Source organism: Pleomorphochaeta caudata, assembly GCF_055395745.1.
This window is the reverse complement of sequence record NZ_AP042458.1, coordinates 2,018,061-2,032,566: the sequence shown is the minus strand read 5'-3', so window position 1 is coordinate 2,032,566 and position 14,506 is coordinate 2,018,061. Positions and strand designations below refer to the sequence as shown.

The window sequence follows — 14,506 nt, the reverse complement described above, 5'->3', positions numbered from 1 at the left end:
AGAGCAGGCCATCTCCTTGTTAGGAAAATTTTAATTATTTAGCAATTTTAAGAGCTAGATCAACAACACGTGTTGAATAACCCATTTCATTGTCATACCAGCTCATTACTTTGAACATCTTTTCACCCATTTTCATAGTTAATAAAGCATCAAAGATTGATGAATGATCGTTAGCAACAATGTCATGAGAAACGATTGGATCTTCTGTGTATTCTAGAATGCCTTTTAATGGGCCTTCTGCAGCAGCTTTAACAGCAGCGTTTAATTCTTCAACAGAACAATCTTTCTTTAGTTCTACAACTAAGTCTACAATTGAACCTGTAGGAGTAGGAACACGCATTGCTAAACCGTTCAATTTACCTTTTAATTCAGGAATAACTTCAGCTACAGCTTTAGCAGCACCAGTTGTTGTAGGAATAATTGAAACAGCACCAGCTCTAGCACGACGTAGGTCTGGGTGTGGTTGGTCTAACATAACTTGGTCGTTTGTGTAAGAGTGAACAGTAGTCATTAAACCTCTTTCAATACCAAATGAATCATTTAAAACTTTAGCTAAAGGAGCTAAACAGTTTGTTGTACATGAAGCATTTGAGAAAGCAGTATTAGTTAAATCAATTTGATCATCATTTACACCGCAAACAATTGTTTGGTCGATTTGGTCTTTAGCAGGAACAGTTAAGATAACTTTCTTTGCACCAGCTGTGATGTGATCTTTATAACCACCTCTTGGACCTTCTGCTGTTCTAAATACACCTGTTGATTCAATTACAACGTCAACATTTAATTCACCCCAAGGTAAATTTTTAGGATCACGTTCTTTGTAAATACGAATTGCTTTACCGTCAACACTAATTGAGTCTTCACCAGCTTTTACTTCATGATCATAAACGCCATATGTTGAGTCATACTTTAGTAAGTGAGCTAAAGTTTTTGGGTCTGTTAAGTCGTTAATTCCGACAATTTCAATACTTGGATTTTTGGAAGCAATCTTAAAAACATTACGTCCAATTCTACCAAAACCGTTAATTGCAATCTTCATGGAAAATCCTCCAGATTTTATTGTTAGTTTATAATTTGATAATACTAATTCCTTACAAAATGGTCAACGAACTAGCAAAAAAAAATGCTAAAAATAGGAATTTTGAACAAAATTGCAACACAATGCAACATTTGTTTTCAACTAATAATAATTTAAAACACACTTGGAACATAAATTCATTATAACAAAACAATTAATGTTCAAAAAATCACATAATTAATACTAAAATTTTTGATATCTAAAACTATAAATTCTTATATTTTTTAATTAATATTTTTTTATTTATTTATTGCAATAGATATATTAATAATTTTATGACCTTCTATCTGTTCTACAGTGAATTCATTACCTTCGATTTCTATACTTTCACCACGTTGCGGGATTCTACCGAAGATTTCAAAAACTAAGCCACCGATTGTTTCAAAATCATCATTATTTAAATTCATTTTCAAAATTTCATTTATATCTTCAATACTGGTTCTAGCATCAACAATATAATGGGTTTCATCAATTTTTCTGATTTCGTCTTCTTCCTCATCAAATTCATCTTGAATCTCCCCTACAATTACTTCTAGGATATCTTCAAGACAAACAATGCCAGAAACTCCACCATATTCATCAACTGCAACAGCAATATGAACTTTCTTTAATTTAAATTCTCTTAATAAGTCGTCTAAATGTTTGCTTTCAGGGACAAAGAATGCATCCCTCATGATTTTTTTTACATTAAAATTATTTTCAATATTATTTCTAAGAAGATCTTTGGCATATAAAATACCGATAACATTATCATTACTTTCTTCAAATACAGGATATCTAGAATAGCCATCTTTAGCAATCAAATCATAAAATTCATCTAAAGATATATCACAATTAACAAAGGAAACATCTATACGAGGAACCATTACCTCTTTAACTGTCATTTCATCTAATTCACCGATACCTTTAATCATAGTCTCTCGCTCAACCCGCTCGGCCTCTTGAGTTAATTCTTCTTGAGTACTATCCTTTTTTTTAAATAAGTCGCTTAAAAAGCTCACTTTATTTCTCCCTAATCTTAGATAATATTTCTTCTTGTAATACAAGCATTGGCTCATTTTTATCATTTGTTTTATGATCATGACCTAATAAGTGCAAGATGCCATGTATTAACAATCTATCTACCTCTTCATCAAATGAAACATTAAAGTTTTCACAATTTCTTTCAATAGCTTTTATTGATATTATCATATCACCTAAAATATTACTTTCATTATCAGTTGGCCAAAAGTCCATATCATCTACATTATCTGATTGAACAAAAGATAATATGTCTGTTGGACTATCAATATTTCGCCACTGTTTATTTAATTCTTGTATTTCATCATCACTTACAAAAGAAATAGAAAGTTCAACATCATCCTTTGAAAAAAGTTTTAAAACTTCATTTACTCTTTTTTCAACTACTTGATGAGGAATTCTTTTCTCATATTCTTCTAAGTTATATTCTATATCTATTATATTATTCATTATTTTGTCTTTATTTCCTAATTATTAATAATTCTTTTGTTATTAGTCAATTACTATTCTCTTATATTTGAACTTTCTATCTCATCTTGATATTTAATTCTAGTATGTAATTTACCAACTAATGATTGTTCTAAAGATTTTTCAATAGTTTTCAATTCAGTTAAATCTAAGTGACTATCATTTAGTTGCCCTCTATCAAATTTCTGTCTTACAATATATGCAATCAAACGACCAACTTTTTGAGGACTAGTATTTTGAGAACGAGAAGCTGCCTCAACACTATCAGCTATCATGATTATTGCACTTTCTTTTGAACGAGGAGGATTACCATTATAGCTATAATCACTTGTTTCAACCCTATAATCAGGATTTTCATTATCTTTTTTTGCTTCATTATAGAAATATTGAATTATATCACTACCATGGTGTTCACTTATAATATCAATTATTTCTTGAGGAAGTCCCATTTCTTTACATAAATCTACACCTAACTTTACATGAGATCTAATAATAGATCCACTCATCGAAGGTGTTAATTCATCATGTTTATTTACTCCGTCTTCTTGGTTCTCAGTAAAATATTCAGGGTGTTCCATTTTACCAACATCATGATATAATGCTGCAACTCTACACAATTCAGCATTTGCCCCTATTGATTTTGCAGCTTCATATGCTAAATCAGCTAAGTTTAAACTATGGTTATATGTACCTTTTGCAGTCATTTTTAATCTTTTTAATAATTTTTGATCAGTATTCTTTAATTCTTCCAATCTAAAGATTGTTGGAATATTCAACCTATTATCAACCAAAGGCAAAAACATTCTCTCTAAAAGGAAACAAAGTAATATATTAATTAAAATAAATGAAATTGATAAATATAAATCAGTAAAAGGATAACCTTGGATTGCATAGAGTATTAAAGTCATCATTATTGCAACTAAACAGCCTTTAACAATACTTGCCATCCTAGCGATTCTATCAGTGTTATATACAATTATATAAATAAAACTTATTCCAATTGCACTAAGATAGAAAAAAGAGAAAAACGTTGAACCTGGGAATAAAACAGAGTATAAAGCATATTGAATTGTAAATAACAAACCAAATTTTCTTTTACTAGTAATATTCCTTACAAAGAAAGTACCAAAAAGCACCGGCAATAAAGGTGATAATACTGTTAGATTATTCTTAGAAAAATGATATGTAATAAATAGAGAAACTAACAACGATATAAACATTGAAGAAAGATAAACTAAAGTAAATTGCACCCTTCTAAAGGTATAAGAGGTCTTTGACCAAAACCAATACAATGAAAAAAGAGTTATTGCTATAATTAAAAATATTCTTGTTATTATTTGAATATTAGAGAACATAGCACTATGTTCTTCAACTTGATACAATAATTCTAAATCTTTCTCACTTATAATAGTATCTTTGGATAATACTTTTGTTCCAGATGGTACAAAAACAACAACATCTTCAATACTATTTATTGTATTTTCTTTTTCATTCTGTGTTAATATTAAATCATAATGAACATTTGGCTCTAATAAACCTATAACTGACAAATAAACAATATTTACTGGTAAAGTACTATAAATTGATCCTTTTTCTATATATGAATCTATCAATAAATTTATATTGCTCTTTTGATTTAAACTATCAACTGAATAAACTCTAGAATCTTCTATTTTCTCAAGATTAAAAGAATCATTTAACAGCCCTTTTATAGAAATTTTACTAAAGTTCTCATTCTTAACTAAATCAAGCTCTGATGCATCAAAATAACCATTTTGAACAACATCCTTACAAATTTCAAAAACCCAAGTTGATAATAGTTGTTTTTGATTATCTGTTAAATTTAGATAAGTTTTGTTAAATAAGTTTTTTTCACTTGGATTTAATGATATTAATAAATCAGATAATCCTTGAGAATAATTTTCATCTATATTTTTATTAAAGGTTAAAACCCTATTAATAATTTCATAAGTTGTTGAAATATCATATGTAAATATTGGATAAACATTTTGTAGAGCAGCTGTCCTTTTTTCTTCTGTAGCCTTTTCATCTACATATTCAAAAGCTCTTTTTACATACAAATCTTCAGGAGCTAATTGTTTTTCTTGTAAAGAGGAAGAATTAACATGAGAGTCAACAAAATTACCTGAAACAAAATATGGCATTACAATCATTACAACAATTATACCGACAAAGAGTACAATTAAAGAAAATATAGTTTTCCCATTTAATTCATTTTTATTTGGTTTAATCCTACTAAAAAAGGTCTCATTACTATCCATTAGCACTATCCTTACTATATGCATCAATTATTTTTTGAACTATTTTTGCTCTAACGACATCTTTAGAAGTAAAATTAATAAAATCTAATCCATCAATATCTGTTAAAATATTTCTTGCATGCAATAAACCACTTTGTCTACTTCTAGGTAAATCAATTTGTGTTACATCGCCTGTTATAATAGATTTAGAGTTTTCCCCTATTCTTGTTAAAAACATCTTCATTTGTTCAATTGTAGTGTTTTGAGCTTCATCCAAAATAATAATACTATTATGAAGAGATCTACCTCTCATATAAGCCAAAGGAGCAATTTCAATAACTTTATTAGTTTCTAATTTACTAACAATAGAAGGTGGTAACATCCACTCCATAGCGTCATATAATGGCCTTATATAAGGATTTAATTTTTCATTTAAAGTACCAGGAAGAAAGCCTAAACTTTCTCCAGCTTCTACAACGGGTCTAGTTAATACAATTTTTTGTTTTTTACCACTTGTAACTTGTGATAATGCATAAGCTACTGCTAAAAAAGTTTTTCCAGTTCCAGCAGGGCCAATAGCAAAAGAAATTTGATTCTCATGCATAGACTTAATTAATCTGCTTTGATTTACTGTTTTTGAAAAGATTGTCTTATTATTTACACTAATATAATTATAATCTTCAAAAAGATTACTATCAATATCACTTGATTCTAGATTAGGAGAGTTAATTACACTCTGATATTCCATGAATATCTCGCTCTCACTTATTTCTTGATTATCATTAACAATTAAACCTTCTAATTTCTTAATTAGATTCTCAAATATTTTTATTTTACTTTCATCTTCATCTTCAACAAACAAAGAATTTCCTTTTGTTAAGATTTCAATACCTAATAAAATTTCAATATATGTTAAATTTCTATCATTAACTCCACAAATAATTCTTAATTTTGATAAATTATCAACAACAATATTTCTTACCATTCTATATCCAATATATGAATTTATTCCCATCCATCTCCATTATCAGTAAAACTTTGGTCAACGTTTAACTCAGGTAGAGTCTTCCATTGTAAGAATAAAGATACACTAGGTACCCACTGATAATTATAGTTAGATAATACAACGGATCCCTTGTATTTGCAATGCAAATCCCAGTCGTCCATCATATGTACAAAGTCTAAAGAGATCTCTTCTAAATTAAATTGAGTATCAGATCTCCCCCCATTAATAAAGTCAAAGGATTTCAGCAAATCTATAAACATTTCTGAAAAACTGAATTTATCATTATTATCATAATATGTATAAAATCCATAATTAGAAGTCTTAATAGAAAGATTTACTAACATGAATTCTGCAATTCTAAATTTTAAATTAGTAGATAAACTAAAATATGTTGAATATTTATCAACAAAACTATAATTAAAAGTAGCATCAATATCTAATTTTAAGCCTATCCTATTTTCCCACCAATATTTTTCAAAATCACTAAAAGAAATTGTATTTTTAAAATAATCTAATTGTAAAATATTATCATCAGTGAAAAAGTTTATTTTGCTATTTATAAAAGAATTTTTATAAGTAAAATTAAATTTGCTAAAATAATTTTCTACAGTCCCATCATATAATCCATAGTATTTACTTGAATGAGAAAGCATTTGATTATTTTCTTTATCATTGTAGACAAAGTTTGTAGATAATACTAAAGAATCTAAAAATCTAGTAGAGGTTAAGCTATTAGCTACATCATAGGATAAATTAAAATTCATATTAAATTTTCCAACAGAATAACTAAAATTATCATTAATATCAGTTAAATCAAAGTTATTTGAATCTACATCAAAGGTAAATATAGTTTTATTTGATAAATTATTATAATTAATTAACAATGATGGCTTAAAAGCCCAACTTAATGGAGGTAAAACTAATTTTAATGAAGGAGTTACTTTTACATCAAATAAATTATATGTGTCCTTCCATTCTATTTCATGTTTAGAAATAAAATCATCACTAAATTCGAATTGTGAAATTTCATTAGTAGTTATTCCATTACTTTCTTCTTTTATATTTTCATATATAATTGAGTCAAAATAATAATATAAGTTTATAAAAGGTAAATTAATAATATTTGAGGTTATCACATTAAAAGAGTACTTACTTTCATCATCATAATTATCTCTTATTAGATATTTTAGATTAGTATTATTATCAATTTTTATTATATTAGGTTCAATATTTGCTGAAGTTTTAAAATTTAAAGTTGTTTTATTATATAAATCTTTTTCCTCATCACTTAAATCCTCTGAATAATAAAAATCATTATCTAAATTATATAAAACATTTAAAGCTGAAGTTTTTGTATTTAATACACTATCTTCTTTATAAGAAGATTTATATAAAAGATTTAATAAATCTTGTGAATCAGTATTTATATCTTTATCTTCTGATGTAGCTTCCTTTGTTTTTTCTAAATCTACTTTTTTAGGCTTTTGACTAAAATTAATCAAAGTACCATTCATGCTAAAATCGACTGATGGGAAAGTAATTTTATCTACATTATAAAGATAATTATTATTTACAGCTTCCCATTTATAATCTACTTGAGCTTCTAAACTACTTAAATTAATTTGAGTTATATAAGGATAAAGGCTTTCTGGTTTTAATGAATAATTAGCATCAAGAAACCAACTATATTTTGTAATATCTGAACTATAATTAGTTGGGAAACTTTGATTAGATTTCCAAAGTGAATCAATTGTAAAAGTTGATAGTCTATTTCCATAAGTTTTTCTAACCTTTGGATCAGAAATAATTGGAAAACTAAAACTAAAATTACCATTTTTTAAGTTTAATTTAGTATTAAAGCTTATATCATACCTAAACATTGGATAATCTGAATACTTTGTAATATCACCAATCAGCCCATCACTAGCAAAGGACGTTATTGCACTTGATTCTATTGTTAGTGCTTTATTAATCAAATTAAACTGAAAATCATAACCTATAACTACGCTTCCTTTTTTATCTGTATCTATTGAGTAAGGAGTATTTTCATAAGCATCTAAAAATAGTGCAAAATAACTCTTTGTATCACTTGCCCATTTATCTAAATCATTTTTAGGTTCTGCAGAATTATATATAGCACCATTGGCATATAAATCAGAAGAATTATCATTTTTTAAAAATGAATTAAAGCTACTAGTACTTACTTGAGCAAATTTTGGATATTTACCTATTATTTCAAAAGTAGTATTTACAAAAGCCCCTCTAGAATATTCATACCCAATTGCTGGATTACCTACCATTTTTGCGCCAGGAGAAAAGAAAAATGGCAAATATAATACATTAATTCTTCCAATAGACAATTTTGCATTTTCCAAATACATATCGCCATGATTTAAAAGTGCAAATTTACTTGCACTAATAGAAGAATATGCAGTATCAGGATTTGTGGTTATAAATCCATCATTTAATACCAAAGTATTATTAATTGTATCAAGACTCATCAAAGATGAAGTTGCACTAAATACAACAGTTTCATTATCACTATTTTTTCTTTGAGTAGAAATATTTGCATTACTTACTAAAAACTTATTTGACTGCCAATTATAAGTAACAATTTCTCCACCAATTGCTTGAGATAATAAATTACTTTCACTTTCACTATTAATAAATTCAACAGAACCAAATGCAGCTAATTTATTGTTTGTAACATCTATTATAATTTTTTGTGCTTTTAACTCTTTTTTATCATTAGAGCTTTCATTAAAGCTTAAAGAAATATCACCTTCTAATATTATAAAAGTAGTATCATTTTCTCTTATCATTTTCAGAGAATTTGAATTATTTATATTAAAAGATAATTTATCTTTAATTTGTTCTTCACTATTAATTGTATTAATATCTTCTGCATTATTTATTGGATAATCTATTTCAAATTGCTGCTTTAAACTAGCTATCATCTGTTCCCTTGAAGTATGTTCTGTAATACCTCTTAGTTCACACATCATAACTAATTCTTCATAACTAGCCTCTTCCAAGCTTATTTGTGCTAAATTAGTTGCAAATATTGCTTGAAGGAAAACTAAAAAATATAAAACTAAAGCAACAATTTTTTTCATATTCTATTCTAAAATTTGTTTTAAAAATTGACCTGTATAGGATTTTTCATTCATAGCTACTTCTTCTGGGGTACCAGTCGCAACTATCATACCACCTCCGTCTCCGCCATCAGGACCTAAATCGATAATATAATCAGCAGCTTTGATTACATCTAAGTTATGTTCAATTAATATTACAGTGTTTCCATTTTCTACTAATCTATTAATAACATTTACCAATAATTTTACATCAGCAAAATGCAAACCAGTTGTAGGTTCATCTAATATATATAAAGTTTTACCAGTATTTACTTTAGATAACTCAAGTGATAATTTAACCCTTTGAGCTTCACCCCCACTTAAAGTTAGTGCACTTTGACCTAATTTTAAATAACCTAAACCAACACTATCGAGAGTTTCTAATTTTCTTCTAATTTTATTAATGGGTTTAAAGAAATCTTTAGCTTCTTCAACAGTCATATCTAAAACATCATAGATATTTTTACCTTTATACCTTATAGATAACGTTTCTTGATTATATCTTTTACCATGACAAACATCACATTTAACATAAACATCAGGTAAAAAATGCATTTCAATTTTAATATTTCCATCACCTTTACAGTTTTCACACCTACCACCTGCAACGTTAAATGAAAATCTTCCACTTTTATAGCCTCTAGCTTTTGCTTCTGGTAAAGATGCAAATAACTCTCTAATTGGAGTAAAAGCACCAACATAAGTAGCTGGATTTGATCTAGGAGTTCGACCAATTGGACTTTGATCAATTGTAATTAGTTTATCAATATTCTCAACTCCAACTATTTTAGTATAACCATCATAATTAAAATTTTTACCATTCAATTTTCTTCTAATAGCTGGTGCTAAAATTTCATTTAACAATGTAGATTTACCACTACCAGAAACTCCGGTTATTACATTCAATTTTCCAAGAGGAATATCAACATCAACACTTAATAAATTATTTTTACTAGCACCTTCAATTCTTATAGTTTGACCATTGCCCTTACGTCTAGTTTTTGGTATCTCAATTTGTTGCTTTTTAGATAAGAACTGTCCTGTAATAGAGTTTGGATTCTTTTCAATTTCCTCAGGAGTTCCTTCAGCTATAATTTCACCACCATGAACTCCAGCTCCAGGGCCTAAGTCTACTACATAATCAGCTTCTCTAATTGTTGCTTCATCATGCTCAACTACAATTAAAGTATTTCCAATATCTCTTAATTGTTTTAAAGAATTAATTAATTTTTCATTATCTTTTTGATGTAACCCAATTGAAGGTTCATCTAAAACATACATTACCCCAGTTAAGGCTGAACCAATTTGAGTTGCTAATCTAATTCTTTGAGCTTCTCCACCACTTAAGGTTCCACTATTTCTATCAAGCGTTAGATAAGATAAACCAACATTATCTAAGAAAGATAATCTATTTCTTATTTCTTTTAAGATCTCTTTTGCTATCTTTTGTTCTGTTTCATTCAATTTAAGACTATTAAAGAAAACAATACTATCTTTTATTGAATAGGAAGTAACTTCCATTATATTTTTACCACCAACAAAAACATGTAAAGCATCTTCTCTTAATCTTTTTCCCTTACAAGTTGGACAAGTTTTATGAGATTTAAAAGAATCATACCAACTCTTCATATTCATACTTGTAGTTTGATAGTATCTTCTTTGTAATTCTTTTATTACACCTTCATATTTCTTATATATAAGTTGATTTCCAAATTCACTTTCATAATTTACAGCAATTTTTTTCTTATACCCATATAGAATTGTATCTAATATCTTTTTAGGCAATTTATTAATTGGAGTATCTAAAGAAAAATTCAATTCTTTTGCTAAAGCTTCAAACATAGATTTATTCCAACTTGCTTGAGGATTATGAGTTTTTATTGCATGTTCATTTATACTTAAATTTGTATTAGGTATAATCAAATCAAAATCAAATTCACTTACAATTCCAATACCTTTACAAGTTGGACAAGCTCCATAAGGGTTATTAAATGAAAATAACCTAGGCTCTAAATCTGCAAAAGTAATTCCACAATGAGGACAACTATTTTTTTGTGAATAAACTTCATCTTTTTCAATTCTCTTATCATCTTCAGTAATTAAGAAAGTAACCTTTACTAGACCATTGGTCATTTCAATAGCTGTTTCAAGAGAATCAGATAATCTTGTTCTAGATTCTTTATTTAAAATTAATCTATCTACAACAATATCTATATCATGTTTATAATTTTTATCTAGCTGTACTACATCCTCAAGCATAAACATTTTATTATCGATTTTTGCTCTTTGGAAACCTGCATTTCTAGCATCTTCAAATACTTTTTTGTATTCCCCTTTTCTGCCTCTAGCAACAGGAGCACTTACAATTAATTTTGTATCTTCATCATATTGATATATTGCATCAATAATTTGGTCGATACTCATTTCTGTTATTTCTCTATTACAAATCGGGCAAAAAGCCTTTCCAACTCTTGCCCATAATAATCTATAATAATCATATATTTCTGTAATAGTCCCTACAATTGATCTAGGGTTATTATTTGTTGATTTCTGCTCTATAGCAATTGAAGGAGATAATCCTTCAATATAATCAACAGCTGGTTTTTCTAATCGCCCTAAAAATTGTCTTGCATAAGCAGATAAACTCTCAACATATCTTCTCTGCCCTTCTGCAAAAATAGTATCAAAGGCTAATGAACTTTTTCCACTTCCACTTAAACCACTAATTACAATAAATTTATCTTTCTCTAATGTTAAGTTTACTGATTTTAAGTTATGTTCACTAGCGCCTTTAATAATTAACTTATTATTCCCCATTTATAGCCTCTAGCAAAGCTTGCTTTGCATCATTCACATCTACTTCTAAACTCAATTTACCTTTTTTGTATAAGAAAACTTTATTACCAATTCCTGTTATTGCAAAATCGGCTTCTTTGGCTTCACCAGGGCCATTAACTTGACAACCCATAATTGCAACAGAAATATCTTTATCTATAGTTAATAAATCTTTTTCCACAGTTTTTAAAAAGCCAATTGAATCAAAAGAATTACGTCCACATCTTGGACAACTAATAATTCTAACACCTTTTTCTCTTAATCCAAGAGTTCTTAATATTTCAACTCCAGCAAAAACTTCATCTTCGATGTCTCCTGTTATTGAAACTCTTAAAGTGTTACCAATTCCTTGCTTTAATAGATTACCTAAAACCCAGGTTGATCTTGCAACGGAAGAAACTACAGAACCTGCTTCAGTAACTCCAATATGAAGTGGATAATTACTTTTACTTGCAAATCTTTCATTTGCAATTCTAGTTTCTTCTAAATTTGTTGATTTCAAAGATACAACAGTATTATAAAAATCTAGCTCTTCAAACCATTCCAAATACTTTAGAGCATTGTCTACCATTATAGTAGGATGGTCTCCAATTCCTTTAGGTAATGATCCTGAATTTAACCCTATTCTAATTGCTGCACCTTTATCTTTAGCAGCTCTAACTACTTCATCAACTTTCCATCTTGCACCAATATTGCCTGGATTAATTCTTATCTTGCTAAAACCACATTCTAATGCAGCTAAAGCCATTTTAAAATCAAAATGTATATCAGCAACTAAGGGCATAGGTGATTTTTGGTTTAAATATTCAAAAGCTTTTCTATCTCTATCATTTGGATATGAAAAACGCATAATATCACAACCCATTAGAGCTAAGGTATTCATTCTACTTAATAAATTATCTAAATCTTCCTTTTTTGAAGGAACAGGACTATCATACATCGTTTGTATAGATACAGGATAACCTTTACCAATTTTTATATCTCTTACTGTCGCTATTATCGGATCATTCATACAATTCCCTTTTTATCATACTCACTTAAAATACTTTCTATATTGTCATCATTAACAAGTGGGATTATCAAATTTTTCATTATCCTCAATTCTAATATAATATAAGAAAATATTGAAGTATCAGTATCAATACTTTCTTTCAACAATTTAACTAATAGAGCAATTGAAAAATCAAAATAATTAATTAAAAACAAAATATTTGCATAACAAAATATAGTTTCAGTATTTTCTTTTTTTAAATCAATATAATTTATATTATGATAAAAATAAATTGTAGCTTTATCCTTTAACCCTAAACTAATTAAAATTAACAAAAAATAAAAATTAAAATTTTTTGTATCAAGTTGTTCATTACAAATTCTAGTAAGTGCACAAGAATAAGCTTTTCTATTTAAATAGTTTAATTGTTCTACTTCAATAATTAGTTTTTCAAAGTTATTTCTGTTAACTTTTTTCATATGTTTTTCTAAGGCTTCGATTCGATCAAAATTATCAACAATATCTCTTATATCTGATAAAGCATCTTTATATAGATAATAATCTTCATCATACATTAATTTTTGCCAATAATATCTAATCCTATCTTTATCTTCAAAGTTAATAGCAAATTCTAATATTGATAAATCTTTTTCAATATTACTAATTTGTTTTTTACTATTTACATTCTCCATAAATGCTTTTTTATCTGAACTATTAAATATTAAAATATTATTAATAGCTATTAATTTATCATTTTTCTTTAAAAATACATCTTTTTCAAAATCATTAATTATTTCTTTAATCATTTTTGAAGAATAATTTTCAACAAAATATGAGAAGAATAAAATAAAATGTTTAAAATTTATATTTGAATAAAGATTTCTCATTACTTTAAAAATATATTTATTATCATTTATATAGGTTAAATCTCTTAGGAATTTTGTTTTAAATAATTCAAAATATTTCATAATTACAAAATCTTCTAAATCATATAAAACCGCTAATTTTGATAATAGTATTGTTAATTCTTGATAAATTTCAGTTCTATCATGAACATCAGAAATTGAATATTCTAAGTAATTAAAGGCATTTTCAAATAATAACAAATTATCAAGCATATTTTCTTTATTATGTTTATTACAATCTTCTAATATACCATTAATTAAATCCAAGTAACTCTCTTTTGTAATTTTTTTACCATTAAAAGGCTTATCATAAATAGAAATTGAAGAAGATAAAGTTATATCTTCTACTGCAGGAATTCTTGGATTATCTAATAAACTATCTATAATCTCAAATTCTTTAAAATTATTTAATTTTACATTAAGACATTTTTTATTTATTTTAGCAAATAGCAAATCAATATCATCATTTAAAAATAAATTATTACATAAATGTTGTTTAATTTTTCTATCTAAATTAAGCTCATCAACTCTATTGAAAATAGCATTATCAATTTCAATTTTAGTTAAATTATCATTATTTCCGATTTCATAAAAATCTCTTAATTCATTTAGAATTTGAAATTTTGTATACCCATTTAAGTATAGGAGCTTTGCTCTTTGGTTGAACAAAGTTAATAGTTTTAAACTTTTATTCATATTTATTCCAAAAAAGTTTTCAACGAAACCAATTCCCTGTATCTAAGTTAATTATAACAGAAAATAAAGAATAATACTAATTTATATGTAAGAATTTGCATTATTTAACAAC

The 14,506-nt window shown here is 27.0% G+C and carries 9 protein-coding genes; all 9 read right to left on the bottom strand.

All coding sequences use genetic code 11. The features are described from left to right. Nucleotides 1-34 precede the first annotated feature (34 nt). A complete protein-coding gene (gene gap, locus ACZ5RS_RS09485; protein WP_464634786.1) occupies nucleotides 35-1,039 on the bottom strand; it encodes a type I glyceraldehyde-3-phosphate dehydrogenase in 1,005 nt (334 codons plus the stop codon). Between the two features lie 278 nt (nucleotides 1,040-1,317). After that, on the bottom strand, nucleotides 1,318-2,079 hold the full coding sequence (locus ACZ5RS_RS09480) for a hemolysin family protein (protein WP_464634784.1): 762 nt from the start codon (nucleotides 2,077-2,079) through the stop codon (nucleotides 1,318-1,320). Nucleotide 2,080: 1 nt separating this feature from the next. Further along, complete coding sequence (gene ybeY / locus ACZ5RS_RS09475) at nucleotides 2,081-2,548, bottom strand: rRNA maturation RNase YbeY (RefSeq protein ID WP_464634782.1); 468 nt, start codon at nucleotides 2,546-2,548, stop codon at nucleotides 2,081-2,083. A 53-nt stretch (nucleotides 2,549-2,601) separates the two neighbouring features. Continuing rightward, the gene (locus ACZ5RS_RS09470; protein ID WP_464634780.1) at nucleotides 2,602-4,848 is read right to left on the bottom strand and encodes an HD family phosphohydrolase; all 2,247 of its coding nucleotides are present in this window, start codon (nucleotides 4,846-4,848) and stop codon (nucleotides 2,602-2,604) included. Continuing rightward, nucleotides 4,841-5,842, bottom strand: coding sequence for a PhoH family protein (locus ACZ5RS_RS09465; RefSeq protein ID WP_464634778.1), 1,002 nt, complete (start codon nucleotides 5,840-5,842; stop codon nucleotides 4,841-4,843). Before ACZ5RS_RS09465 ends, ACZ5RS_RS09470 begins: the two co-directional genes overlap by 8 nt. After that, nucleotides 5,833-8,949 carry a hypothetical protein gene (locus ACZ5RS_RS09460; RefSeq protein ID WP_464634776.1) on the bottom strand — a complete coding sequence of 1,039 codons (3,117 nt, stop codon included), beginning with the start codon at nucleotides 8,947-8,949 and terminating at the stop codon, nucleotides 5,833-5,835. The genes ACZ5RS_RS09465 and ACZ5RS_RS09460 overlap by 10 nt, the downstream gene beginning before the upstream one ends. Before the next feature lie 3 nt (nucleotides 8,950-8,952). Continuing rightward, nucleotides 8,953-11,784, bottom strand: coding sequence for an excinuclease ABC subunit UvrA (gene uvrA / locus ACZ5RS_RS09455; RefSeq protein WP_464634774.1), 2,832 nt, complete (start codon nucleotides 11,782-11,784; stop codon nucleotides 8,953-8,955). Continuing rightward, on the bottom strand, nucleotides 11,774-12,814 hold the full coding sequence (ispG, locus tag ACZ5RS_RS09450; protein ID WP_464634772.1) for a (E)-4-hydroxy-3-methylbut-2-enyl-diphosphate synthase: 1,041 nt from the start codon (nucleotides 12,812-12,814) through the stop codon (nucleotides 11,774-11,776). Before ispG ends, uvrA begins: the two co-directional genes overlap by 11 nt. Next, complete coding sequence (locus ACZ5RS_RS09445) at nucleotides 12,811-14,394, bottom strand: hypothetical protein (protein WP_464634770.1); 1,584 nt, start codon at nucleotides 14,392-14,394, stop codon at nucleotides 12,811-12,813. The genes ispG and ACZ5RS_RS09445 overlap by 4 nt, the downstream gene beginning before the upstream one ends. Nucleotides 14,395-14,506: the final 112 nt, after the last annotated feature.

Excerpts from the sequence above, each read along its gene's own strand:
- gap (WP_464634786.1), bottom strand. The coding sequence starts at position 1,039 with ATGAAGATTGCAATTAACGGTTTTGGTAGAATTGGACGTAATGTTTTT.
- ybeY (WP_464634782.1), bottom strand. The coding sequence starts at position 2,548 with ATGAATAATATAATAGATATAGAATATAACTTAGAAGAATATGAGAAA.
- ACZ5RS_RS09470 (WP_464634780.1), bottom strand. The coding sequence starts at position 4,848 with ATGGATAGTAATGAGACCTTTTTTAGTAGGATTAAACCAAATAAAAAT.
- ACZ5RS_RS09465 (WP_464634778.1), bottom strand. The coding sequence starts at position 5,842 with ATGGGAATAAATTCATATATTGGATATAGAATGGTAAGAAATATTGTT.
- ACZ5RS_RS09460 (WP_464634776.1), bottom strand. The coding sequence starts at position 8,949 with ATGAAAAAAATTGTTGCTTTAGTTTTATATTTTTTAGTTTTCCTTCAA.
- uvrA (WP_464634774.1), bottom strand. The coding sequence starts at position 11,784 with ATGGGGAATAATAAGTTAATTATTAAAGGCGCTAGTGAACATAACTTA.
- ispG (WP_464634772.1), bottom strand. The coding sequence starts at position 12,814 with ATGAATGATCCGATAATAGCGACAGTAAGAGATATAAAAATTGGTAAA.
- ACZ5RS_RS09445 (WP_464634770.1), bottom strand. The coding sequence starts at position 14,394 with ATGAATAAAAGTTTAAAACTATTAACTTTGTTCAACCAAAGAGCAAAG.